The following is a 22,488-nucleotide window of genomic DNA, read 5'->3' on the forward strand; positions in this document are numbered from 1 at the left end:
TGCATGTTGCAACTCAGGGTATAGCAGAGGGCGGCCATTTCAAGAATGGGCGATCAGCCTGATTTCAGAAGCCGGTCGAGCAGGCGCTCGGCGGCTTCCGGGATGACCGTGCCGGGTGGGAAGATTTCCGCAGCGCCGGCTTCATGCACGGCCGCAAAATCATCTGGGGGAATGACACCGCCGGCAACCAGAAGAATGTCGCCATGGCCGCGCTTTTCCAGGGCTGCCCTGAGCTCGGGGATGAGGGTGAGGTGACCGGCGGCGAGCGACGATGCGCCGACGATCTGCACATCATTGGCGATGGCGAGCTCGGCCACTTCTTCGGGCGTCTGGAACATGGCGCCGACGGTGACGTCGAACCCCAGATCGCCGAAGGCGGTGGCGATGACCTTCTGACCGCGGTCATGCCCGTCCTGCCCGATCTTGGCGATCAGGATGCGGGGGGCGGCTCCGGTCTTCTTGCGGAATTTCTCCACCTTCTGGTGCGCGCGTTCGACGGAGGGGAGGTCGCCCACCTCCTTGCGGTAGACGCCGGAAATGGTGCGGATCTCGGCCACATGGCGGCCAAAGACCTTTTCGAGTGCCGAAGAAATCTCGCCCACCGTTGCCTTGGCGCGGGCGGCGCGGACGGCAAATTCGAGAAGGTTTCCGTCTCCCCCGGCAGCGCGGGTGAGGGCGGCAAGGGCGCTCTCGGTCTCGGCCACGTCGCGGGTGCCCTTGAGCTGCTGCAGCTTGGCGAGCTGGCGGGCGCGTACTTCGGCGTTGTCCACCTTGAGCACGTCCACCTCGGTGTCGCGTTCGGGCTGGTAATTGTTGACGCCGACGACGAGCTGTTCGCCGGAATCGATCCGCGCCTGGGTGCGGGCGGCCGCTTCCTCGATGCGCATCTTCGGCACACCCTTCTCGATGGCCGCAGCCATGCCGCCGAGGCTTTCCACCTCTTCGATGTGTTTGAGGGCGCGGTTGGCGAGATCGTGTGTGAGGCGCTCGACGAAATGGGAGCCGCCCCATGGGTCGATCATGCGCGTGGTGCCGGATTCAAGCTGCAGCACAAGCTGCGTGTTGCGGGCGATGCGGGCGGAATGGTCGGTCGGCAGGGCCAGCGCCTCGTCAAAGGCGTTGGTGTGCAGAGACTGGGTGTGGCCCTGGGTGGCGGCCATGGCCTCGACCATGGTGCGCACGATATTGTTGTAGGGATCCTGCGCGGTGAGCGACCAGCCGGATGTCTGGCAATGGGTGCGCAGCGACAGCGAGCGCTCGCTCTTCGGCGCGAAATTCTCTTTCAGGAGCGTGGCCCAGAGAAGACGCGCGGCGCGCATCTTGGCCACTTCCATGAAGAAGTTCATGCCGATGGCCCAGAAGAAGGACAGGCGGGGCGCGAAACGGTCGATGTCGAGCCCGGCGGCGATGCCGGCGCGGGCATATTCGATGCCGTCGGCGATGGTGTAGGCCAGCTCCAGATCGGCGGACGCGCCGGCCTCCTGCATGTGATAGCCGGAGATCGAGATGGAGTTGAATTTGGGCATGTGCTCCGCCGTGTAGGCGAAGATGTCGGAGATCACCCGCATTGAGGGCTTGGGCGGGTAGATATAGGTGTTGCGGACCATGAACTCCTTCAGAATGTCATTCTGAATGGTGCCCGAAAGGTCCCTGTGGGCGACGCCCTGTTCCTCTGCCGCGACGATGTAGAGCGCCATGATCGGCAGAACCGCGCCGTTCATGGTCATGGACACGCTCATTTTGTCGAGCGGAATGCCGTCGAAGAGCTGGCGCATGTCGAGAATGGAATCGATCGCCACACCGGCCATGCCCACATCGCCCGCAACACGGGGGTGGTCGCTGTCATAGCCGCGATGGGTGGCGAGGTCGAAGGCGACCGACAGGCCTTTCTGGCCGGCGGCGAGATTGCGCCGGTAGAAGGCGTTGGATTCTTCAGCCGTCGAGAAACCGGCATACTGGCGAATGGTCCAGGGCCGGCGGGTATACATGGTGGGGTAGGGGCCGCGAATGAAGGGCGCGGCGCCCGGATAGGTGTCGAGAAAGCGCAGACCCCTTAAGTCATCCTCCGAATAGGAAGACTTGATGGCGATGCCTTCCGGCGTTTCTGCCGGTGGAGTCTGGGCTGGGAGAGGCGATGAATGAGGGACCGACCAGTCGATGCTGGCGAAGTCCGGGATCATGCGATGCCTCCTCCAGTCTCGTCGAGACGCTGGGCAAGCAGCGGCTGGCAACGCACGGCGGCCACTTCGCCGGAGATGTCGGGCGAAACCGCCTTGAGCGTCTTGACCGGGCGCTCTTCGGCAGCCGGATAGATGGTGGTGCCGACAATGGCCTTCTTGCCGTCATTGATGCGCTGCTCGCGGCGCTCGCGCATGTCGAGCACGCGCTCCTGAATGTGTCCGTTCATCAGGCTGCGCAGCACGCCGCCCTCGCTCTCGATGCGGCGGAACTCGTCCCACGCCTTTTCGCAGAGCGCGGCGGTGAGCGTTTCCATGCCGCCGGCACCGGCCGCCGGGTCGATGATCAGATCCAGATGGCTTTCGCCGGAGAGAATGAGCTGCGTGTTGCGGGCAAGCCGCCGCGCATCGGGATCGGGAAGACCGTGGACTATGGTGTGTGGCAGGACGGACAGCGTGTCCGCGCCGCCAACAGCCGCCGCAAAGGCGGCGATCGTGGTGCGCAGCGTGTTCGTCTCCGGGTCCTTCGCCGTCATCATCCGATAGGAGGTCTCTGCGTGGATCGTCGCAAGAGACGGCTCGATGGAGCAGGTCTCCTGAACACGCGCCCACAGGCGGCGCAGGGCCCTGATCTTGGCAATCGACAGGAACTGATCCTGATCGACGCAGAGCGAGAAGCCGATATGCGGCGCGGCATAGACAAGCGGCTGGCGGGCCTGCTCGAACATGCGCAGATGCGAGACTGCGGAGGCAAGCATGATGCCAAGCTCCTGCGCCTCGGAAGCGCCGGCATTGTGGAACACGCGGCCATCGCCCTCGAGCAGGATGCCGGGCAGATCCATCGCGAAGAAGCCCGCAAAGGACTGCGGCATGGAGGCTTCAAGCGCCTCGATGGACATGCGCAGCTTGCCGGTGCCGGCAAAGGTGGCCGCCGGAGAAATGCCGAAGGAAAGCGTCATGGCGGCCGGGTTGATGCGGCGCTCGGTGAAAAGCTGGGTCAGCCAGTCGACAATGGCGCGGCTGCTCGGATTGGCGTCCATGCGCAGATGCATGCCCTGCAGGTCGATGCCGTCGAGCGCCTTCGCAACCGCCTCGGGCGTTGCGGGCATGCCGAAGCCGAATGCATTGGGAGCGCCTGCAAAGACAAGCGCGAGGCCGGTTGCACCCTGTGCGATGTCTTCCTTCGCCTGAAGATTGGCGCGCACGGGATCCGGGTCGTCCATGCGCTGAACATGCGCCCAGCCGGATTTTCCACGGCCGCGCGCCAGAGGCTTGGCGTCCTGCATGCGCTCGTAAAGTGCGCGCATGGAGATATTGTCATCCGTCTGCCAGGAGAGAGCTTCCGGACCTGCTTCCCCCTTCAGGGATTCGACCACCAGGTCGCGCCAGCGCTCCTGATCGATCTGGGGGAACTTCACTTTTTTTAGGATCGCGCGATCCATCATGCCTCCCGATTCGCCGATGGCCGAGGCCGGATCCGCCGCTTTGCGCGTTTCCAGCCCAAGGCAACCACCCTTTACTGAGCCCGGAGTTTAGGACGCCACAGATCACGCCGCAATGCACAATAGGCCAAATAGCCCCGAGCGTTGCATGAAAGCCTCGCTTTCAGCGCGCGTGCACAACGCCGTTGAGTGTTTCTGCGGGGCTGACTATACCGGAGAACATTGCGCAGCAACGGGTTGATCGAGCGAGGCTATTTCATGACGGCAGACGACACGATTTTTCTGGGGGCCAGTCGGCATCCGGACGACAGCTACCAGCAGGCCGAGCGTCTTCTGCTGAAATACGCCAACAGGCACGGGCTCGTCACCGGCGCAACCGGCACCGGCAAGACGGTGACGCTGCAGATCCTCGCTGAAGGGTTTTCGAATGCGGGCGTGCCCGTGTTCTGCGCGGATGTGAAGGGCGACCTTTCCGGCATTGCCATGATGGGCGAGGAGAAGGGCTTCCTCACCAAACGCGCCGACGCGATCAAGCTCGACCCGTATGAGTTTCAGGAATTCCCGGTCATTTTCTGGGATCTCTTCGGCAAGAAGGGCCACCCGATCCGCACCACCATCTCGGAGATGGGGCCGCTTCTTCTGTCGCGGCTGATGAACCTCTCGGACGCGCAGGAAGGTGTTTTGAACATTGCCTTCCGCATTGCCGATGAGGAAGGGCTGCTGCTGCTCGACATGAAGGACCTGCAGGCGCTTCTGGTGCATGTGGCGGACCGCGCCGACGAGATCGGCACACGCTACGGCAATGTGTCGAAGCAGTCTGTCGGCGCGATCCAGCGCACGCTTCTGGTGCTGGAGCAGCAGGGGGCGAACTACTTCTTCGGCGAACCGGCGCTCGAGATCGGCGACATCATGCGCACCACGCGCGACGGCCGCGGCGCGATCAACGTGCTGGCCGCCGACAAGCTGATGATGAACCCGCGTCTTTACGCGACCTTCCTGCTCTGGCTGCTTTCGGAACTGTTCGAGGAACTGCCGGAAGTGGGGGACCCGGACCGGCCGCGCCTCGTCTTCTTCTTCGATGAAGCGCATCTCCTGTTCGATGACGCGCCGAAGGTTCTGGTCGAGCGTGTCGAGCAGGTGGTGCGGCTGATCCGCTCCAAGGGTGTTGGCGTCTATTTTGTCACGCAGAACCCGCTCGATGTTCCCGAGACGGTTCTGAGCCAGCTCGGCAACCGCGTGCAGCACGCCCTGCGCGCCTATACGCCACGCGAGCAGAAGGCCGTGAAGACGGCGGCTGACACGTTTCGGCCCAATCCCGAATTCGACTGTTTCGAAGCGATCACGCAGCTTGGCGTCGGTGAGGCGCTGGTTTCGACGCTGGAATCCAAGGGCGTTCCCTCCATCGTGCAGCGGACGCTGATCCGCCCGCCGGCATCGCGGCTCGGGCCGATCACGGATGCAGAACGCGACAAGCTTATGAAGGCGAGCCCGGTGTTCGGTCAGTACGACGAGAGCATCGACCGCGAATCCGCCTTCGAGATGCTGCAAAAGAAAGCCGAAGAGAAGGCGAAGGCCGAGGCAAGCGCGCAGGAGGCCGAAGAGGCCGGTGACGGGGAAGGGCGCACGCGCTGGTCGCTGCCCGATTTCGGCGATGGCGCGAAAACCACCACCACGACGCGGCGCAAGACGACGACCACGCCGCGCCGGCGCACGTCCAACCGGCAGTCGGTCACGGAAGCCGCCATCAAATCGGTGGTCCGCTCCGTCGGCACCTCGCTTGGAAGGGCGCTGGTGCGGGGCATTCTCGGGAGTTTAAAAAAGGGGCGCTAGAGCGCCCCTTTCTCATTCAAGTCCTGACGGGACCATCGCGTCAAACGGTGCGCAGGCCCGAGGTGACGAGGATCGGCGCACCATCTGGAACGCGCGTGTAAAGGTCGATCACGTCCTGGTTGAGCATGCGCACGCAGCCCGAGGAAACCGACTTGCCGATGGTCCACCACTCAGGCGAACCGTGAACGCGGTAGAGCGTGTCCTTGCCATCTTCGAAGATGTAGAGCGCGCGGGCGCCGAGCGGGTTGGAAACGCCGGGCTGCATGCCGCCGACCCACTTGTCGTTGGCCTTGTCGTACTCGGAACGATATTTTTCGAGCTCCGGGCGACGGTCGATCATCTCTGCCGGCGGGAACCAGCGGGGCCACTGCTGCTTGTATTTGATCTCGGCGCGACCGGCCCACTCGAAACCGGCGCGGCCAAGGCCGACGCCATAGCGCAGGGCGCGGCCATTCTCGAGCACGAGGTAGAGGAAGTGGTTGGCGGTGTCGACGACGATGGTGCCGGGACGCTCGCCGGTCGGATCGGCAACTTCCTGACGGTAGTAGCGCGGGTTGATCTTCTCGATCGGAACAGCGGGAATGTCGTAGCCGGCATCAACGACGGCCGAGTACATGGAATTGTACTGGACGGGGCCGGGCTTGGGCGCGGGACGCGAGACAATCGCGGGCTTTTCGCTCTGGTCGCTGACGCAGGCGGACAGGCCGACCGATGCGGCGCCAATTGCGCTCAGGGACAGAAAACGACGCCGGGTGAGTGATCGTACGGCAGTGGGGGAATTGGACATGGTTCTTTCGTGTACTCGCGTTTCGTCAGGACTGATGACCCCGAAAGCCTGAATGCCGGCCCTCCGGATCACATGCGGGATTTAAATCCCTTGTTCCCGCCCTAGGGTGAGAGAAGTTATCGGAACATGCTTGATAGACCGAGTAACTTTGACTTGAAGGTGAAAAATCACGCATTCGGCGCAGTTCCTGGTCGAGTGTGTTATAGATGCATCATAGCACGCGCCCGGAATGTGCGGAATCTTCTTAAGTTACGTCAGTAATCCGTCGAGGGACGGTAGAATCAGGTCAGGCGGAAACTCTTCATATTCGTCCGGCTGGTCCGTTCGGTTGAGCCAGACCGTGCGGAATCCGAAATGCTGCGCGCCCGCAACGTCCCAGCGATTCGATGACTGGAACGACACGTTCTGCGGATAGATGCGCCAGGCATTGGTGACCATTTCATAGACGCTCTGATCGGTCTTGAAGCGGCGGACCGTTTCCACCGAGAAAACCTCATCCAGAACCGTGTCGAGGGCGGAGGAGCGGATTGCCGATTCCAGCATTGCGGGCGACCCGTTGGACAGGACCGCCAGCCGCGCGCCGCCGGCCTTCAGCGCTTTGAGTACCGCGGGAACTTCTTCATAACAGTCGAGCTGCCAGTAGGCGTCGAGCAGATCCTGCCGCAGGCGGCGATCAACCGAGGGAATTCTTGCGAAGGCGAAATCGAGCGCCCGCTCCGTCATGGTCCAGAAGTCGGTGTATTCGCCCATCAGGGTGAAGACCCAGGAATATTCGAGCTGCTTGGCGCGCCACAGTTCCGAAAAACGCTGTCCTTCCGGCCCGATTTCGCCGGCATGGCGACGCACCGCCGCATGCACGTCGAACAGGGTGCCATAGGCATCGAACACATAGGCCGCGTGGCGCATCATTACTCCTTTACGCACTGCGTACTTGACCGCACGGGCTGGAGACGGTCAAGAAGCGTGGTCTGGCCTCATCGAAAGGCGCATGGCGGCGATTGACGGGACCGGACAAAGTCATTTCCATAATTGGCACCGAGAATTTAAGAATTTCGCATCTTTGCAGAGATTCTTGCGTGATCATCAGGAAGGAAGGCGCAGTATGACCGTAGTGACCGAAGTCCAATCGACGACCTGGACCTATGTTGATGGCGATTGGTATGAGGGCAACGTACCCCTCATCGGTCCGCGCAGCCACGCCATGTGGCTCGGCTCGACCGTGTTCGACGGTGCGCGCTGGTTCGAGAATGTTGCGCCGGACCTTGATCTGCATGCGGCACGCGTCAACGCTTCCGCCGCCAATCTCGGCCTCACGCCGAAGGTTTCGGCTGACGAAATCATAGGGCTGGCGAATGACGGTCTGAAGAAGTTCGACGGCAAGACGGCTGTCTATATCCGCCCGATGTACTGGGGCGAGCACGGCGGCTATATGGGCGTGCCGGCGGACCCGGATTCCAGCCGTTTCTGCCTGTGCCTCTATGAAGCGCCGATGCTGGAGCCGACCGGCTTTTCCGTTGGCGTTTCGCCGTTCCGCCGGCCGACCTTCGAAACCGCGCCGACCAATGCCAAGGCGGGGTGCCTCTACCCGAACAACGCCCGCGCCATCATGGAAGCGCGCAGCCGCGGCTTTGACAATGCGCTGGTGCTCGACATGCTGGGCAATGTGGCCGAGACCGGCAGCTCCAACATCTTCATGGTCAAGGATGGCGTGGTCTACACGCCTGCGCCGAACGGCACGTTCCTGACCGGCATCACCCGCACCCGCGTGATCGGCCTTCTGCGCGATGCAGGCATGGAAGTCGTTGAAAAGACGCTTTCGGTGAAGGACTTCCTTGAAGCGGACGAGGTGTTCTCCTCCGGCAACCACTCCAAGGTCGTTCCGGTGAGCCGGGTCGAAGATCAGAATTATCAGGCTGGTCCTGTGGCCAAAAAGGCCCGTGACCTCTATTGGGAGTGGGCCCATTCGGGCGTGCCCGCCTGATCATTCGGGAACAATCGGACGCGATGGGTATTGTCTCTCTCAAGGGAGAGCACCATCTGCGTCCTGCAGAATTCAACCACCTGTACGAGGGAGTTTACCACCATGGCTTTTGAACTGCCGGATCTGCCTTACGATTATGAGGCACTGCAGCCCTTCATGTCGAAGGAAACGCTGGAGTACCACCACGACAAGCACCACAAGGCTTATGTCGACAATGGCAACAAGCTGGCTGCAGAAGCAGGCATGGACGGCCTGTCGCTCGAGGAAGTGGTCAAGCAGTCCTTCGGCAAGAATGCCGGCCTGTTCAACAATGCGGCCCAGCATTACAACCACGTTCACTTCTGGAAGTGGATGAAGAAAGACGGCGGCGGCACCAGCCTTCCCGGCGCGCTCGCCAAGGCCATCGACAGCGATCTGGGCGGCTACGACAAGTTCCGCGCCGACTTCATCAATGCCGGTGCAACGCAGTTCGGTTCGGGCTGGGCATGGCTCGCTGTCAAGAACGGCAAGCTTGAGATCATGAAGACCCCGAATGGCGAGAACCCGCTGGTTCACGACGCAGCGCCGATCCTCGGCGTCGATGTGTGGGAGCACTCCTATTACATCGATTACCGCAACGCGCGTCCGAAGTATCTCGAGGCGTTCGTCGACAGCCTGATCAACTGGGACTACGTGCTGGAGCTTTACGAGCAGGCTTCGTAATTCCGCTTGTGGATTTCACAATAAGTACGGCTTCTGGCTGTATTCGAGAGGCCCGGCCCAGCGCCGGGCCTTTTTGATTCGACCGACCTTCACGAAAGCGTGAAGGCGTTCCCCGGAATAATTCCCGGCCAATCGCGTTGGTCCGGGTATTGTTCGAACAAATTACCGGAGGGTTTCCATGAAGAAGATTGCACTTGCCGTTTCAGCGCTTTGCCTGTCGGTTTCCGGCGTTGCCGCGGCCGATGATCCGATTGCCGTGCGCAAGTCGATCATGCAGGCAACGGCCGCTTCCGCCGGCCTTGCCGGCGCGATGATGAAGGAAGAGCTGGCCTATAATCCCGCAATCGCAAAGGCTGCGATCCTGACGCTGAACGCAGGCGCAAAGTCGTATGGCGCATTCTTTCCCGAGGGTTCGGGCGAGGGCGACACCACCGCTGCACCGGCGATCTGGGAAGATGCAGCCGGCTTCCAGGCCGCGCTCGACAAATACATGACCGACACGGCGGCTGCCTTAGACGCGGCAGGCAAGGACGGACCGGCGGATCTCGCTTCTTTCCAGGCGGCAATCGGCCCGGTGTTCAGCAATTGCAAAAGCTGCCACGAGAAGTTCCGCGTTCAGAACAACTAGAGCCTTTCCGCTTTTTGTTGAAACGCGAAAACGCTCTAATTCATTGTCTTACGCAATTCCGGACCGAAAAGCCGTATCGGGCTTTCGGTTCGATTTTTCAGCTCAGGACGATCGGGATTGTCATGAAGAAGAAATTGCTGACCACTGCCCTCATTGTCATCGCGGGCGGTGGAGCGGCGTTCTGGCTGTTGAGCGCTCCGACCTCACTGGAGGCCGGGGCGCTTGGCGCGCTGGAAGCGCCGAGTGCGGAGCGTGGCGAGCAGGTCTTCTGGGCCGGTGGCTGCGCCTCATGCCATGCGCGCCCCGGAGCTGACGGCGATGCGCGGCTGGAACTCGCCGGCGGTGTCGAGTTGAAATCCGATTTCGGAACCTTCGTCGCACCGAACATTTCGCCACATATGCAGGACGGCATCGGCGGCTGGAGCGACATGGCGTTCGCCAATGCGATGCTGCACGGGGTTTCGCCCGAGGGCGAGCATTACTACCCGGCGTTTCCCTATCCATCCTATGCGCGGATGGAGCCGCAGGATGTGAGCGACCTATTCGCTTTCATCAAGACGCTTCCCGAAGTGGAGGGCGATGCGGGCGAGCATCAGCTTTCGTTCCCCTTCACAATGCGTCGCGGCATCGGGCTATGGAAACTGGCCTATATGCATGACGAGCCGGTGGTTGCGCTGGGAGCCGATGCTTCTGATGCGGAACGGCGCGGGCAGTATCTCGTGGAGGGTGCGGGCCATTGCGGCGAGTGCCACACGCCGCGCAATATTGCCGGCGGACAGCTCTACGATCAGTGGCTTGCGGGTGCGGTTTCGGCGGAAGGCGAGGGCATCGTGCCGAACATCACCACGGGTGATGGCGGGATTGGCTCCTGGTCGGCCGGCGACATCGCCTATTATCTGGAAAGCGGCTTTACGCCGGAGTTCGATTCGGTTGGCGGAGCCATGGTCTCCGTGCAGAAGAACATGGCCCGGCTTTCCAAGGAAGACCGCGACGCGATCGCGGCCTATCTTCTTGCCGTTCAGCCGAAGCCTAACGGTTATCCATCTTCCCGGTGACCTTCAGGACGAAGGCATAGGTGAGCGCCTTTTCCTCGAGCCGCGAAAAGCGGCCCGAGGCTCCGGCGTGCCCGGCGTCGAGATTGGTTTTCAGAAGAACCGGATTGTCGCCGCTCTTGCGCTCTCTCAGCCGCGCCACCCATTTCGCAGGTTCCCAGTAAGTCACGCGCGGATCGGTGAGGCCGGCGAGCGCCAGAATGGGCGGATAGTCCTTTGCGCCCACATTGTCGTAGGGCGAATAGGCGGCGATGGTGTCGTAATCGGCCCTTGAGGCAATGGGATTGCCCCATTCGGGCCATTCCGGCGGAGTGAGCGGCAGCGTGTCGTCGAGCATGGTGTTGAGCACATCGACAAACGGCACGGCGGCGACGATGCCGCCGAACGCCTCGGGGGCCATGTTTGCGATTGCGCCCATCAGCATGCCGCCGGCGGACCCGCCCTCGGCCACGATGCGGTCGTGGCTGGTATAGCCTTCGGCGACCAGATGGCGGGCGGCGGCGATGAAGTCGGTGAAGGTGTTGACCTTCTTTTCGCGCTTGCCGTCCTCATACCATGCGTAGCCCTTTTCCTTGCCGCCGCGGATATGTGCGATGGCGTAGACGAAGCCGCGGTCGACCAGAGACAGGCAATTGGTGTTGAAAGCGGCGGGCATGGCCATGCCATAGGCGCCGTAGCCATAGAGCAGGCAGGGCGCGGAGCCGTCCAGTGCGATGTCCTTGCGATAGACCAGCGACACGGGCACCAGTTCGCCATCGGGGGCAGGGGCCATGAGGCGACGGGTGACATAGTCATCCGGATTGTGGCCGGAGGGCACTTCCTGCGTCTTCAGGAGTGTACGCTTACGGGTGCGCATGTCGTAGTCGAAGACCTGCTGCGGCGTGGTCATGGACGAATAGGAGAAGCGGAGCGTCTCGGTGTCGTATTCGTAGGACCCCATCAGGCCGAGCGAATAGGCCTCCTCGTTGAAGGCGATCAAATGTTCCGACCCGTCGGCGCGGTCGCGGATGACGAGGCGCGGCAGGCCGTCCTTGCGCTCCAGACGCACGAGGTAATTGGCAAACGCCATGATGGCGAGGATGAGCCGGCCCGGCTCGTGGGGCACCAGATCCTGCCAGTTGGCGCGGGCGGGATCGCCTGCGGGCGCGGTGACGATCTTGAAGTCCTTGGCGTCATCCGCATTGGTGAGGATGAAGAAGATGTCGCCGCCTTCTTCCAGATCGTATTGCAGTCCGGTTTCGCGCGCGGCCACCAGACGCGGCGTGGCGTCGGGATCGCTTGCGGGAAGGATGCGGCACTCCGACGTCTCGTGATCGTGGGCGGAGATGTAGATCCAGTCGTGATTGCGGCTGCCGGACACGTCGACGAAGAAACCCGGATCGGCTTCCTCGTAGATGAGGCGGTCTTCAGCGGAATCCGCGCCGATCCGGTGGTAGAAGATTTTTGACGGGCGGTGGTTCTCGTCAAGCCTTGTGTAGAAGAAGCCACTGCCGGCTGCGTCCCATTCGCCGCTTCCGCCGGTTTCGGTGACCGTGTCGGGAAGCTCCTTGCCGCTTTCGAGATCGCGCACGCTCAGTGTGTAGAGCTCGGACCCCTTGTCGTCCTGGCCCCAGAGAAGGCGCTTGTGGTCCGGCGAATGGTCGGCGCCGCCGATGCGGAAATAGCTCTTGCCCTCGGCCTCGCGGTCGCCATCAAGCAGCACTTCCTCTTGGGCGTTGTCGTCGCCATCGCTCGGCAGGCGGAAGAAGCGCGGATATTCGCCCCCGGTGCGGAAACCGGCGGCATAGGCGTAGGGGCCGTCCTTGGCAGGTACGGAGGTCTCGTCCTCCTTGATGCGTCCGCGCATCTCGGCGACCAGGGTTTTCTGCAACGCTTCCGTGTCGGCCAGAAGTTCCGCCTGATAGGCGTTCTCGGCTTCCAGATGCGCGCGGATGTCGTCTGCCAGAAGGGCCGGGTCGCGCAGGACCTCCTGCCAGTTGTCGGCGCGCATCCAGGCATAGTCGTCCGTGCGCTCAATGCCATGGCGGGTGTCGCTGACGGGGCGGGCTTCGGGCGAGGGAGCGCTGGCTGTCGAGGAAAATGCTTTGGAAGTCATGGCAAACCTTGGAGTATCTGCGGAATGTGTGCAGGTGCGGCGCGAAGCGCTGCGTGAAGCTGGGCGCATTTTTGTCCCGCCGAAGGGGCGCGTGGCAATGGCCAATCGAAAAAATACCTGCGGGCGGGGAGGGCAGGAACATCGAGGGCGCGATCCGCCTCTTCTGGGCAGTCGAAATAAAAGACTGTGTCTAAGCTGCATTATGTTTCACGTGGGCAACGTGAATGATGCATTCTTCTTATATAGGGGAACAAACGACCTGATGGGGCCTGCCGATTGTGTGGGCATGATTCCAGCGGTGTTTTTGCATAGTGAGCCCCCGGTGGTTTAAGCTGACCAATCTCTTGTGAATGGCGTCGTTTCATCGCGCCTGTGAGTTGCGTTTACGCCTTGTCGTGCCGAGGGCGAGTGTTTATGTCACCGTGAGATTTTCTGAAGTTTCTTGAAACACTAAGTCCAGTGGGGAGAGTTCATGACGGCAGACGGCCAGTGGCTGACATTTCTCGCTCTGTTGCTGCCGTTCGCAGCCGCCGCCATAGCACCAGCGCTTACAAGGGCGCTGCATCACAATGCAGCCTGGGTGCTGGCGATCGCGCCCGCTCTCATTTTTCTGCATTTTACGGGCTTTGTCGGACCCGTTTCCGATGGCGAAACGCTGACGGGCGGATATGCATGGATACCGAGCCTTTCGGTTGATTTTTCCTGGTTCCTCGATGGTCTTTCCGTCACTTTCGCGCTGCTGATCTCGGGCATCGGCACGCTGATCGTGCTTTATGCGGGCGGCTATCTGAAGGGGCACGAGCATCAGGGGCGCTTCTTCTCGTTCATCCTGATGTTCATGGGCTCGATGCTGGGCCTTGTGGTCGCGGATTCCTTCCTCACCCTGTTCGTTTTCTGGGAACTGACCTCGATCACCTCGTTCCTGCTGATCGGCTTCGATCACTCGCGCGAGGCTTCGCGCCGTGCGGCTCTGCAGGCGCTTGTGGTGACGGGGCTTGGCGGCCTTTCGCTGCTTGCCGGTCTTCTGGTGATCTGGAGCGCCACGGGCGTCAACTCCATGTCGGCGCTGCTTGCGACCGAGAGCGTGCTGCGTGATGCACCGCTCTACATGGCGGCGCTGCTGCTCATTCTGGGCGGCGCGTTCACCAAGTCGGCGCAGTTCCCGTTCCACTTCTGGCTCCCCAACGCGATGGAAGCGCCGACGCCCGTTTCGGCCTATCTGCATTCGGCGACCATGGTGAAGGCGGGCGTCTATCTGCTGATGCGCCTCAATCCGGTGCTGGGTGATACGGCTGCCTGGGAAACCATTCTGCCGCTGTTCGGCGGCACGACGCTTCTGGTGGGAACGCTTCTGGCCGTGCGCCAGACGGACCTGAAGCTGATGCTGGCCTACACGACCGTGGCTTCGCTGGGGCTGCTTGTCATGCTGACGGGCGTGGGCTCGGAAAAGGCGGTCGAGGCGGCGGTGCTCTATCTCGTGGCGCACTCCATGTTCAAGGGCGCGCTGTTCATGGTCGCGGGCCTTGTCGACCACGAATCCGGTACGCGTGACGTCACGAAGCTCGGTGGCCTGCGCACGGCAATGCCGATCACCTTTACGGCGGCTGTTCTGGCGGCGGCCTCGATGGGCGGCGTGCCGCTGTTCTTCGGCTTCCTCGCCAAGGAAGAGATCTATGCCGGCCTCGGTTTTGCCAATGGCTGGACCACCATGCTGACGCTGGTGGCGCTCGCCGGCAACGGGCTGATGTTCGCCATCGGCTTCGCCGTGGCGCTGAAGCCGTTCCTCGGCGCGAAGGTGGAAACGCCCAAACATGCCCATGAAGGGCCGATCCTGCTCTGGCTCGGACCGGTGGTGCTGGGCGCGCTGGGTCTGGTCTCGGCACTGTTCTCCGGCGTGAGCCATGAGCTCGTCAGCAGCCCGATGTCGAGCGCCGTGCTCGGCGAGGCCGTGACGGTGACGATTTCGACCATTCCGCATATCGGCATGCCGCTGGCGCTGTCAGTGGTGACGGTTGCGCTTGGCGTTCTGGTGTTCGTCATGCTGGGGCAGGGGCGCGCGGCGATGGCCGGCATCCTCAACGCCATCGGCTGGGGCCCGGACAAGGGTTTCGACCAGGTGATGCGCGGCCTGACACGTGTTTCCTTCTCGGTGACCAATCTCATCCAGAACGGCCGGCTGGACTACTACATGACGGCGACCTTCATCGCCGTTGCCGCTGCCGTCCTGATCCCGATGGGGCTTTATGGAGAGTGGCCGGCCGTTCCTTCGATGCCGCGCATGCCGTTCTATGAGTGGACGGTGCTTCTGATCGCGCTGATCGGTCTGGGCGCGGTGATCTATGCGCGCGACCGCCTGACGGCGATTGTCTCGCTGGGCATTCAGGGTTTCTCCGTGGCGCTGATCTTCATGCTTCTGGGCGCGCCGGATCTCTCCTTCACCCAGTTCATGGTGGAGACGCTCTCGGTGGTCATCCTGGCGCTGGTCATGACGCGTCTGCGGCTTTCGCCGACGGATCATCGTCCGACGGGCGAGAAGGTGATGGACGTGGCGGTTGCGGGCACGTGCGGCGCGGCCCTCGGCCTGATGCTTCTGCGGGTGACGCAGGTGCCGTTCAACAGCGAGCTGAGCGATTTCTTCACGCAGTATTCGCGTGTGCTGGCGCATGGCCGCAACATCGTGAACGTCATTCTGGTGGACTTCCGCGGGACGGATACGCTGGGCGAGATCGCCGTGGTGATGATTGCGGGCCTTGCCATTCTGGCGCTGGTACGTGTTCGCAGTGTGAAGCCGATCGCTTCCAAGAACGGGGAGGGCTGATATGCGCACTCTGATTTTCCGCACGGTCGCGCCCTATCTTACGAGCCTGATGATCCTGTTCTCCGTGTTCGTGCTTCTGCGCGGGCACAATGAGCCGGGTGGCGGGTTCATCGGCGGTCTGATCGCGGCCTCTGCGTTTGCGATCTATGGCATTGCCTGTGGTGTTTCGCCGGTGCGGCGGGCGCTTTACTTCCACCCGATGGCGATTTCCGGTTTCGGACTTCTGGTCTCGGCGCTGGCTGGCTGGCTCTCCTACTTCTTCCAGGTGCCGTTCATGACGGGCCTGTGGACCAAGGTGAACTTTCTGGGCGTGCCGCTGGACCTGTCGACGGTCCTGTTCTTCGACATCGGCGTTTATCTGGTGGTGCTCGGCTCGATCACGTCGATCGCGCTGGCGCTTGAAGAAAGGGAGCATGGATAATGGAAGCCGCTCTTGCCTTTGTGGTCAGCGTGTTCTTTGCCGTTGCCATTTATCTCATGCTTTCAAAGCACATCATCCGCATCCTGCTGGGGGTCTCGATCTTCGGCAATGCGGTGAACCTGTCGATCTTCACGGCAGGGCGGCTCATGCGTGAGGTGCCGCCGATCATTCCCGAGGCTCTGCAGACGCCGGACTCCGCGATCGCCAACCCATTGCCACAGGCGCTGGTGCTGACGGCAATCGTGATCTCGTTCTCGCTGTTCGCGTTCCTCCTTGTGCTGGCGTTCCGCGCCTATCAGGAACTTGGAACAGACGATACGGACGGAATGCGCGTCGCCGAACCTGAGGGCGAGCCGCTGCCCCCGCTTGGATACTGAGACACTGATGGCCGCTGAATCGATAGACATTTCCGATGCAATGGTGATCCAGCCGACCACGCTGGGTGACTGGATGATTGTGGCGCCGGTTGGGGTGCCGATCCTTTTTGCCGCGATCCTGCTGATGGTGCGTCATGAGACGCGCCTGCATGCCGGTATCGCAATCACCGGCCTGCTTCTGACGCTGGCAGCCAATGCGGCGCTCTTGCTGCAGGTGCTCGCCGACGGGCCGCAGGTGATGACCATGGGGCGGTGGCTGCCGCCCTTCGGCATTTCCTTTGTCGCAGATGCGCTGGGCGCTTCGCTCGCCTTCGTGGCGACGCTGGTGGCAGCCGTGTGTGCGCTCTACGCCATGAAGGACATCGGGGCGACGGGACGCCGTTACGGCTTCTACCCGTTCGTGATGGCCCTGATGGCCGGTGTGGGCGGTTCGTTCCTGACGGGCGACATCTTCAACCTCTATGTGTGGTTCGAGGTGTTCCTGATCTCGTCCTTCGGTCTTCTGATCCTGGGCTCGACGGAACGCCAGCTCGACGGCGCGACCAAATATGCGATCCTGAACCTTGTGGGCACGACGCTGTTCCTGACGGCGACGGCCTATCTCTACGGCACGTTCGGTACGCTGAACATGGCGGACATTGCGCGCAGGGTCGACGCCGTGCGCGACACCGGGCCGCTGATGACGCTGGCGGTTCTCTATCTGCTGGCCTTCGGCATGAAGGCGGCGGCGTTTCCCGTCAATTTCTGGCTGCCGGCTTCCTATCACACGCCGCGCATCGTCACGGCGGCGCTGTTTGGCGGCGTTCTGACCAAGGTGGGCGTCTATGCGCTGCTGCGCGTGCTGGTGATGATGTTCCCGGTCGAGCGCGTGGAGCTTTCCGGCGTGATCGCCTGGGTGGCTGCCGGCACGATGGTGCTGGGCATTATGGGCGCGCTTGCCCAGTCGGATGTTCGCCGGGTTCTGGGTTTCGTGGTGATCTCGGGCGTCGGCGTCATGCTGGCCGGTTTGGCGCTGGGGACGGAAGAGGGGCTTACCGGTACGGTTCTCTACGCTTTCCATTCCATTCTGGCGATGACGGCGCTCTATCTGCTTGCGGGCGTGATGAAGGAGCTTGGCGGCAGCTATTCGCTGCATGAGCTGGGCGGTCTCTACCGCGCCTATCCGGCGATGGGGGCCTTCGCGCTGATCCTTATGCTTGCCGTGGCCGGCCTGCCGCCGGCATCCGGCCTGTGGCCGAAGATCCTGCTTGTGCAGGCATCGCTGGAATCCGGTCTGCCATGGCTCGCGCTGGCCATTCTCGCGACGGGTCTTCTGACCACGATTGCGCTTGGCCGCGTCTATATCCTGGCGATCTGGCGCAACCGGCCCGAAGGCGCGCCGAGCGGCGAGCCGAACGCACGGCCGGGGCTCGGCTATGTGTCGCTGGCTCTGCTTTGCATTCCGATCATCCTTCTTGGCGTGTATCCTGAGCCCTTCATTCGCATCGCAGAGACCGCTGCGGCAGGGCTTCTGGATCCGTCCGCCTATATCGGAGCGGTCTTTCCCGTGGAGGCAGCGCAATGAAACTGTCCCTGATCAACATTCTCCTGGCGCTGATCTGGACCGCAGTGAGTGGCTCGTTCACGCTGCCGAACTTCCTCTTCGGCTTTCTGCTTGGTGCGGCCACGCTCTATCTGATCCGCGAGCAGGTGGGCTCGCTCGGTTATTTCGAGCGCAGCATGCGGGTTCTCTCGCTGGCGCTTCTCTTCCTCTACGAGCTGGTGCTTTCAGCGTGGCGTGTAGCCATTCTCGTGCTGTCGCCCAAGATGGACATCAAGCCCGGAATTTTTGCCTATCCGCTCAAGGTGGATCGCGATTTCGAGATCACGCTTCTGGCGAACCTGATCACGCTGACGCCGGGCACGCTGTCCGTCGACGTGTCGGAAGACCGCCGTTTCCTCTACGTGCACGCCATCGACTGTTCCGACCCGGATGAACTGCGTCGCGACATCGCCGATGGTTTTGAACGAAAGATCATGGAGGCGTTTCGATGAGCGCCAGTCAAGAATTCCTCGTCTTCGCCGAGTTTGTGGCGCTCGCCCTGCTCAGCCTGTCGTTTCTTCTCACGGTGGTGCGGGTGCTGGTGGGGCCGAGCCTGCCCGACCGGGTTCTTGCTCTCGACATGCTGGTGACGATCGCCATCGGCTTCATCGCCGTCATCGGCATTCGCACGGGCTTCACGCTCTATCTCGACATCGCCATTGCGCTTGGTCTTGTCGGCTTCCTTGCGACGGTGGCGTTTGCGCGCTTCGTGCTCAGCCGCCGCTATGAGCAGGAGTTCGTGAAGCGCGATACGCTGGGCATCTACGGGGACAAGGACCAATGATGGGCGACGTGCTGAACATTCTCACCGGCGCGCTCATGATCATTGGCGCTGCCTTCACGCTGGTGGCGGCCATTGGCATTCTGCGCCTGCCTGACCTTTACACCCGCATGCATGCGGCGTCGAAGGCGGGCACGCTCGGCTCGGGCCTGTTGCTGATCGCCCTGGCGATCTTTGCGCAGGATCAGGCCATCGTCACGCGCGCGCTCGCTGCCGTGGTCTTCTTCCTGCTGACAGCGCCGATTTCCGCGCATCTCCTGGCCAAGGCCGCCTATGCGGCCGGCTACAAGCTCTGGGGTCGTTCGGTGCATGATGAGATGGCGAATGCGGGAGGGGATGCGACCACCCCTGACGCAGAGGCAAGAAGTGACAAAGAATAGTGGAATAATTTTCCGGTAAATCCTTTTTGAGGCATTGCCGGGATGGATTCTACTTATGATGGTCTTTGAAAAGCCTGAAGCCGGCTTTTCCCGGGAAGTGCGGCCTCGGGTACAGGTCCATACCTCACAAGGCATGGCTTCAATACTCAAATTTAATAAGGCGGGCTTAGATATAATTTTCCAGTAAGCTCAATTTTGTCTGATTTTTGGAATGAATTTGATTTTTTTGAGATGAGATAAACAATCGGCTTCTAGTGTCGCCTAGTATAAGACTTAAAAGTGAGTTGACCGAAAGCAGAAAAGTAATCATAAGATTGCTGCCTCATCGGGAGTCGGGCCAAGAAATGCCAAAAACATCTGGCTCCCTTTAGAGACCTCATGAGTGGCGACTTGAGGTGAGACCAATTTTAATGACGTTGGGGCAAGGTAACGAAATGAACGACGATTCTGTAAAGAACGACAACATGCTTATAGAGCTGACTGCGGACGTTGTTGCCGCGTATGTCAGCAACAATCCGGTTCCCGCATCTGAGCTTTCCAACCTGATCTCTGATGTGCACTCGGCTCTTGGCCGTGTCAGCGGAACGCCTGAGGCGCCGCCGGCCGAGAAGCAGAAGCCGGCCGTCAACCCCAAGCGCTCGGTGCATGAAGACTACATTATCTGTCTCGAAGACGGTAAGAAGTTCAAATCGCTGAAGCGCCACCTGATGACGCATTACGGCATGACGCCGGAGCAGTATCGGGAGAAGTGGGGCCTTGATCCGAACTACCCGATGGTTGCGCCCAGCTACGCGGTTGCCCGCTCGAAGCTGGCCAAGCAGATGGGTTTAGGCCGCAAGCGCAAAGAGACCTAGAGCTTCGGACCGAGAGGCGGCATCCGGTTTTCGGTTGTTCGGCTGCTCTATAAAAGTTTCGATCATCCTTTGTTGCCCGGCTGGGCGCAGGGTGATCCAGTGTAACGGCTACGCCGAGATTACACGCTTCAAGGTTCAGGCGTCGCTGCCACAGCGACGCCTGATTTGTTTCAGGGGGGGCTTTTTCCTGTTGCGCAAAATGCGACGCTTCTCATGCGTTTCCGGGAATTCGGGGGACGGAGCGAGCGCCCAGCGAGATGGCTGCGGGCGGATGTGTGGATTTTCTTCGTGCCGGGCATGGTGTTTCCGGCGCCAGGCGTTCCAGCCCCTGTTTTAGAGCGATGTGTCGGTTGAGATCATAGCTCCAGTGCCCGCGCACACCCTTCAGGCGCTCTCTTTCGATCAGACGCTTCAGGCGTTGTACCAGCGCGGTGCGTTCAGCGCCCGTTGTCTGTAGCGCTTTGGCAAGATCGATGCCGCCAATGAGGAACAGTGCTGCCGTTTGCCGTGACAGTTCATGGCGTTTTCTCTTTTCTTCAAGGAACTCAAGGCGTTCTTGCTTCATCGCGGTCATGGTCGATCCCTGTCTTGATTTGGGGTGACTATGAGGGCGCGCGGCACGGGCGGGGATAAACCTGTGTTGGAAAAACGGTTCTCAGAATTTTTATGTCTGTATTTCAATATCTTGATTGATCGATGGGGAAATATCGCTCCCTCTTTGTTCGCGTTGGTGGTTGTGTAGGGTATAAGAATTTATTCCTCTTTTTTGGGAAGGGATAATGCCTGTGCTTTCAAATTCCACCAAACCGCCGCAAGACGCAGCCGAGCCGGAAGGAGTGTCCAAGGAGACCGAGCGTCCGGCATTGGCGCGGCGCTTGAGCCCCGTCACCGAAGAGCGGCTGGGCGACGTCTGCGAATGCGTCATCGATATCCTCGCAGCGCTGTTCAATGTGAGCGGGCGCGAGCTGCGCGAGGCCCGTCGGTCGTCCACCAGCGTGACGCGGGTGCGCCAGATCGGCATGTATGTCGCGCATGTTGTGCTTGGGTTGAACATGACCGAGGTCGGGCGTGGCTTCGGGCGTGACCGGACCACGGTTCAATATGCGTGCCATCTGATCGAGGACATGCGCGACGATGAAGAATTCGACCGGATCGTGCTGATGACGGAGCGGATCACCTCGGCTGCGTTTCGCAATATGGAGGTGCGCTGAGATGGCGGTGATGAAGGACGATGTGCGTCAGCGCCGTGAATTTCAGAGGGCGTTGAGGTTTCTGCAGAAGGGGCCCGCCTGGCTTCAGCGCGGGGCGAAGACGGGGGCGGTGCTTCTGGATGGCGGAGAGCGGGGAACGATCTCGATCGCGCGAGATGTGCTGGAAAGGCTGAGCCGTGATGATCTGGTCTCTCGTGATGGGGAACGGGTGAAGCTGACGCAGGCGGGAAGCGCACATGCGTGCAGGCTTGGCGCGCGTCAGGAACCTTTTCGCAGGCAGCACTGGGAGCTCGAACAGCGAAGCTTTGGCGAGGGGCTGGAGCGTGAGGTGGTGTCGGCGACATTGAGCGAATCGCCGCTCGCCCAGCTTGCCCGCCGGCGGGCGCGCAATGGCCAGCCATTTCTGAACCAGGCGGAATTCGATGCGGGGGAAAGGCTGCGCGCAGACTATACGCGCGGGCAGATTATGCCGCGGATGAGCGCCAACTGGGTGGCGACGGTTTCGGCGGGCAGGAGGAGCGGTGGGGCAGGCGAGGGGGCCGACCTCACCGACGCGGCGCTTGCGGCGCGCCAGAGAGTGGACCGGGCGCTCAATGCGGTGGGGCCGGAACTTGCCGGCGTTCTCGTCGATATCTGCTGCTTCCTGAAAGGGCTCGAGCAGGTGGAGACGGAGCGCGGCTGGCCCGTGCGTTCAGCGAAGGTGGTGTTGAAGACGGCGCTTGGCGCGCTCGACCGCCATTATGCGCCACGGGACGCCGGGAGAGCGGCGGCGCAAAAGAAGCCCATTCTTCACTGGGGCGCTGAGGATTATCGCCCGAAAATCGCCTGACGTGTGGCGCAACGATACGCCAGCGCGGAGGCCCATGTGGGCCTTCGCATTTCAGTCTAGTAGGAGGTTTAGCCCGCTGCGGGAGCTACGGCGGCGGCCTCATCCCGGATACGCTGAACCATGGCGCGCAGGCCATTGGCGCGCTGCGGGGTAAGGTGCTCGTCGAGACCGAGCTTGCGCAGCACGTCTTCGGCATTGATGGCGAGGATTTCGCTGGCACGCTTTCCCGAAAAGAGCAGCATCATGATGGCCACCAGGCCGCGCACGATGTGAGCGTCGGAATCGCCCCTGAAGTTCAGGACCGGATCGTCGCCATCGGCGTGCTCGGTGTAAAGCCAGACCTGGCTAACGCAGCCGCGAACGCGATGCGCCTCATCCCGCGCGCTCTCCGGGTAGGCCGAAAGGCCGTTGCCCAGATCGATGATGTAGCGATAGCGCTCTTCCCAGTCGTCCAGAAAGGCGAAGTCGTCGTAGAGGGTGTCAATCGTCGTGCTCATTGGGCCGGATATAGTGATTGTCCGGCCTGTCGTCACGCAAAACC

At 61.6% G+C, this 22,488-nt stretch carries 22 protein-coding genes; 15 read left to right on the top strand and 7 right to left on the bottom strand.

Annotated elements, in window-relative coordinates; translation table 11 throughout:
- Positions 1–53: 53 nt before the first annotated feature.
- A complete protein-coding gene (scpA, locus tag JYP46_RS03605; protein WP_206547286.1) occupies positions 54–2,180 on the bottom strand; it encodes a methylmalonyl-CoA mutase in 2,127 nt (708 codons plus the stop codon).
- A complete protein-coding gene (locus JYP46_RS03610; RefSeq protein ID WP_206545895.1) occupies positions 2,177–3,622 on the bottom strand; it encodes a methylmalonyl-CoA mutase family protein in 1,446 nt (481 codons plus the stop codon). The genes scpA and JYP46_RS03610 overlap by 4 nt, the downstream gene beginning before the upstream one ends.
- A gap of 255 nt (positions 3,623–3,877) precedes the next feature.
- On the opposite strand from JYP46_RS03610, the gene JYP46_RS03615 reads away from it, so the two are divergent.
- The gene (locus tag JYP46_RS03615) at positions 3,878–5,449 is read left to right on the top strand and encodes a helicase HerA-like C-terminal domain-containing protein (protein WP_206547287.1); all 1,572 of its coding nucleotides are present in this window, start codon (positions 3,878–3,880) and stop codon (positions 5,447–5,449) included.
- 40 nt (positions 5,450–5,489) lie between these two features.
- Here the strand turns inward: JYP46_RS03615 and JYP46_RS03620 are convergent, their stop codons facing one another.
- Together JYP46_RS03620 and JYP46_RS03625 are read right to left on the bottom strand one after the other, a co-directional pair.
- The gene (locus JYP46_RS03620) at positions 5,490–6,236 is read right to left on the bottom strand and encodes a L,D-transpeptidase (protein WP_206545897.1); all 747 of its coding nucleotides are present in this window, start codon (positions 6,234–6,236) and stop codon (positions 5,490–5,492) included.
- A 249-nt stretch (positions 6,237–6,485) separates the two neighbouring features.
- The gene (locus JYP46_RS03625; protein ID WP_113154585.1) at positions 6,486–7,142 is read right to left on the bottom strand and encodes a haloacid dehalogenase type II; all 657 of its coding nucleotides are present in this window, start codon (positions 7,140–7,142) and stop codon (positions 6,486–6,488) included.
- A 196-nt stretch (positions 7,143–7,338) separates the two neighbouring features.
- Here JYP46_RS03625 and JYP46_RS03630 point away from each other — a divergent pair, with 196 nt between their 5' ends.
- From JYP46_RS03630 to JYP46_RS03645, 4 genes are all read left to right on the top strand, one after another.
- The gene (locus tag JYP46_RS03630; RefSeq protein ID WP_206547288.1) at positions 7,339–8,217 is read left to right on the top strand and encodes a branched-chain amino acid aminotransferase; all 879 of its coding nucleotides are present in this window, start codon (positions 7,339–7,341) and stop codon (positions 8,215–8,217) included.
- Between the two features lie 102 nt (positions 8,218–8,319).
- Positions 8,320–8,919 carry a superoxide dismutase gene (locus JYP46_RS03635; protein ID WP_113154587.1) on the top strand — a complete coding sequence of 200 codons (600 nt, stop codon included), beginning with the start codon at positions 8,320–8,322 and terminating at the stop codon, positions 8,917–8,919.
- 178 nt (positions 8,920–9,097) lie between these two features.
- On the top strand, positions 9,098–9,547 hold the full coding sequence (locus tag JYP46_RS03640) for a c-type cytochrome (RefSeq protein WP_113154588.1): 450 nt from the start codon (positions 9,098–9,100) through the stop codon (positions 9,545–9,547).
- A gap of 122 nt (positions 9,548–9,669) precedes the next feature.
- On the top strand, positions 9,670–10,602 hold the full coding sequence (locus tag JYP46_RS03645; protein WP_206547289.1) for a cytochrome c: 933 nt from the start codon (positions 9,670–9,672) through the stop codon (positions 10,600–10,602).
- Here JYP46_RS03645 and JYP46_RS03650 read toward each other — a convergent pair.
- Positions 10,577–12,694, bottom strand: coding sequence for a S9 family peptidase (locus tag JYP46_RS03650; protein ID WP_206547290.1), 2,118 nt, complete (start codon positions 12,692–12,694; stop codon positions 10,577–10,579). The genes JYP46_RS03645 and JYP46_RS03650 overlap by 26 nt on opposite strands.
- 472 nt (positions 12,695–13,166) lie before the next feature.
- On the opposite strand from JYP46_RS03650, the gene JYP46_RS03655 reads away from it, so the two are divergent.
- The 8 genes from JYP46_RS03655 to JYP46_RS03690 all read left to right on the top strand — a co-directional run bounded on the left by JYP46_RS03655 (position 13,167) and on the right by JYP46_RS03690 (position 19,907).
- Positions 13,167–15,512: a putative monovalent cation/H+ antiporter subunit A gene (locus JYP46_RS03655; RefSeq protein WP_206547291.1), complete on the top strand. Its 2,346-nt coding sequence runs from the start codon at positions 13,167–13,169 to the stop codon at positions 15,510–15,512.
- A 1-nt stretch (position 15,513) separates the two neighbouring features.
- Positions 15,514–15,933: a Na+/H+ antiporter subunit B gene (locus JYP46_RS03660; protein WP_113154592.1), complete on the top strand. Its 420-nt coding sequence runs from the start codon at positions 15,514–15,516 to the stop codon at positions 15,931–15,933.
- Entirely contained in the window at positions 15,933–16,310 is a 378-nt protein-coding gene (locus JYP46_RS03665; RefSeq protein WP_113154593.1) for a Na+/H+ antiporter subunit C, read from the top strand. The genes JYP46_RS03660 and JYP46_RS03665 overlap by 1 nt, the downstream gene beginning before the upstream one ends.
- A gap of 7 nt (positions 16,311–16,317) precedes the next feature.
- Positions 16,318–17,874, top strand: coding sequence for a Na+/H+ antiporter subunit D (locus JYP46_RS03670; RefSeq protein WP_113154594.1), 1,557 nt, complete (start codon positions 16,318–16,320; stop codon positions 17,872–17,874).
- Positions 17,871–18,344 (top strand): Na+/H+ antiporter subunit E, encoded by a 474-nt coding sequence (locus JYP46_RS03675; protein WP_113154595.1) that lies wholly within the window; start codon positions 17,871–17,873, stop codon positions 18,342–18,344. The genes JYP46_RS03670 and JYP46_RS03675 overlap by 4 nt, the downstream gene beginning before the upstream one ends.
- Positions 18,341–18,676, top strand: a complete 336-nt coding sequence (locus tag JYP46_RS03680; RefSeq protein WP_206545902.1) for a cation:proton antiporter — start codon at positions 18,341–18,343, stop codon at positions 18,674–18,676. The genes JYP46_RS03675 and JYP46_RS03680 overlap by 4 nt, the downstream gene beginning before the upstream one ends.
- Positions 18,676–19,053, top strand: a complete 378-nt coding sequence (gene mnhG / locus JYP46_RS03685; protein ID WP_113156224.1) for a monovalent cation/H(+) antiporter subunit G — start codon at positions 18,676–18,678, stop codon at positions 19,051–19,053. The genes JYP46_RS03680 and mnhG overlap by 1 nt, the downstream gene beginning before the upstream one ends.
- A gap of 434 nt (positions 19,054–19,487) precedes the next feature.
- Positions 19,488–19,907 (top strand): Ros/MucR family transcriptional regulator, encoded by a 420-nt coding sequence (locus JYP46_RS03690; protein ID WP_206545903.1) that lies wholly within the window; start codon positions 19,488–19,490, stop codon positions 19,905–19,907.
- 211 nt (positions 19,908–20,118) lie between these two features.
- Here the strand turns inward: JYP46_RS03690 and JYP46_RS03695 are convergent, their stop codons facing one another.
- Positions 20,119–20,481 carry a hypothetical protein gene (locus JYP46_RS03695; protein ID WP_222473852.1) on the bottom strand — a complete coding sequence of 121 codons (363 nt, stop codon included), beginning with the start codon at positions 20,479–20,481 and terminating at the stop codon, positions 20,119–20,121.
- Positions 20,482–20,686: 205 nt separating this feature from the next.
- Between JYP46_RS03695 and JYP46_RS03700 the strand changes: the two genes are divergently transcribed.
- On the top strand, positions 20,687–21,118 hold the full coding sequence (locus JYP46_RS03700) for a helix-turn-helix domain-containing protein (protein ID WP_222473853.1): 432 nt from the start codon (positions 20,687–20,689) through the stop codon (positions 21,116–21,118).
- Position 21,119: 1 nt separating this feature from the next.
- Positions 21,120–21,947 (top strand): DUF6456 domain-containing protein, encoded by an 828-nt coding sequence (locus tag JYP46_RS03705; RefSeq protein WP_206547292.1) that lies wholly within the window; start codon positions 21,120–21,122, stop codon positions 21,945–21,947.
- Positions 21,948–22,015: 68 nt separating this feature from the next.
- Here the strand turns inward: JYP46_RS03705 and JYP46_RS03710 are convergent, their stop codons facing one another.
- Positions 22,016–22,444, bottom strand: a complete 429-nt coding sequence (locus tag JYP46_RS03710; protein WP_206547293.1) for a SufE family protein — start codon at positions 22,442–22,444, stop codon at positions 22,016–22,018.
- Between the last annotated feature and the right edge of the window lie 44 nt (positions 22,445–22,488).

The sequence above is a fragment of the Nitratireductor aquimarinus genome, from assembly GCF_017255295.1.
GTDB lineage: Bacteria > Pseudomonadota > Alphaproteobacteria > Rhizobiales > Rhizobiaceae > Nitratireductor > Nitratireductor aquimarinus.

Excerpts from the sequence above, each read along its gene's own strand:
- scpA (WP_206547286.1), bottom strand. The coding sequence starts at position 2,180 with ATGATCCCGGACTTCGCCAGCATCGACTGGTCGGTCCCTCATTCATCG.
- JYP46_RS03610 (WP_206545895.1), bottom strand. The coding sequence starts at position 3,622 with ATGATGGATCGCGCGATCCTAAAAAAAGTGAAGTTCCCCCAGATCGAT.
- JYP46_RS03615 (WP_206547287.1), top strand. The coding sequence starts at position 3,878 with ATGACGGCAGACGACACGATTTTTCTGGGGGCCAGTCGGCATCCGGAC.
- JYP46_RS03620 (WP_206545897.1), bottom strand. The coding sequence starts at position 6,236 with ATGTCCAATTCCCCCACTGCCGTACGATCACTCACCCGGCGTCGTTTT.
- JYP46_RS03625 (WP_113154585.1), bottom strand. The coding sequence starts at position 7,142 with ATGCGCCACGCGGCCTATGTGTTCGATGCCTATGGCACCCTGTTCGAC.
- JYP46_RS03630 (WP_206547288.1), top strand. The coding sequence starts at position 7,339 with ATGACCGTAGTGACCGAAGTCCAATCGACGACCTGGACCTATGTTGAT.
- JYP46_RS03635 (WP_113154587.1), top strand. The coding sequence starts at position 8,320 with ATGGCTTTTGAACTGCCGGATCTGCCTTACGATTATGAGGCACTGCAG.
- JYP46_RS03640 (WP_113154588.1), top strand. The coding sequence starts at position 9,098 with ATGAAGAAGATTGCACTTGCCGTTTCAGCGCTTTGCCTGTCGGTTTCC.
- JYP46_RS03645 (WP_206547289.1), top strand. The coding sequence starts at position 9,670 with ATGAAGAAGAAATTGCTGACCACTGCCCTCATTGTCATCGCGGGCGGT.
- JYP46_RS03650 (WP_206547290.1), bottom strand. The coding sequence starts at position 12,694 with ATGACTTCCAAAGCATTTTCCTCGACAGCCAGCGCTCCCTCGCCCGAA.
- JYP46_RS03655 (WP_206547291.1), top strand. The coding sequence starts at position 13,167 with ATGACGGCAGACGGCCAGTGGCTGACATTTCTCGCTCTGTTGCTGCCG.
- JYP46_RS03660 (WP_113154592.1), top strand. The coding sequence starts at position 15,514 with ATGCGCACTCTGATTTTCCGCACGGTCGCGCCCTATCTTACGAGCCTG.
- JYP46_RS03665 (WP_113154593.1), top strand. The coding sequence starts at position 15,933 with ATGGAAGCCGCTCTTGCCTTTGTGGTCAGCGTGTTCTTTGCCGTTGCC.
- JYP46_RS03670 (WP_113154594.1), top strand. The coding sequence starts at position 16,318 with ATGGCCGCTGAATCGATAGACATTTCCGATGCAATGGTGATCCAGCCG.
- JYP46_RS03675 (WP_113154595.1), top strand. The coding sequence starts at position 17,871 with ATGAAACTGTCCCTGATCAACATTCTCCTGGCGCTGATCTGGACCGCA.
- JYP46_RS03680 (WP_206545902.1), top strand. The coding sequence starts at position 18,341 with ATGAGCGCCAGTCAAGAATTCCTCGTCTTCGCCGAGTTTGTGGCGCTC.
- mnhG (WP_113156224.1), top strand. The coding sequence starts at position 18,676 with ATGGGCGACGTGCTGAACATTCTCACCGGCGCGCTCATGATCATTGGC.
- JYP46_RS03690 (WP_206545903.1), top strand. The coding sequence starts at position 19,488 with ATGAACGACGATTCTGTAAAGAACGACAACATGCTTATAGAGCTGACT.
- JYP46_RS03695 (WP_222473852.1), bottom strand. The coding sequence starts at position 20,481 with ATGACCGCGATGAAGCAAGAACGCCTTGAGTTCCTTGAAGAAAAGAGA.
- JYP46_RS03700 (WP_222473853.1), top strand. The coding sequence starts at position 20,687 with ATGCCTGTGCTTTCAAATTCCACCAAACCGCCGCAAGACGCAGCCGAG.
- JYP46_RS03705 (WP_206547292.1), top strand. The coding sequence starts at position 21,120 with ATGGCGGTGATGAAGGACGATGTGCGTCAGCGCCGTGAATTTCAGAGG.
- JYP46_RS03710 (WP_206547293.1), bottom strand. The coding sequence starts at position 22,444 with ATGAGCACGACGATTGACACCCTCTACGACGACTTCGCCTTTCTGGAC.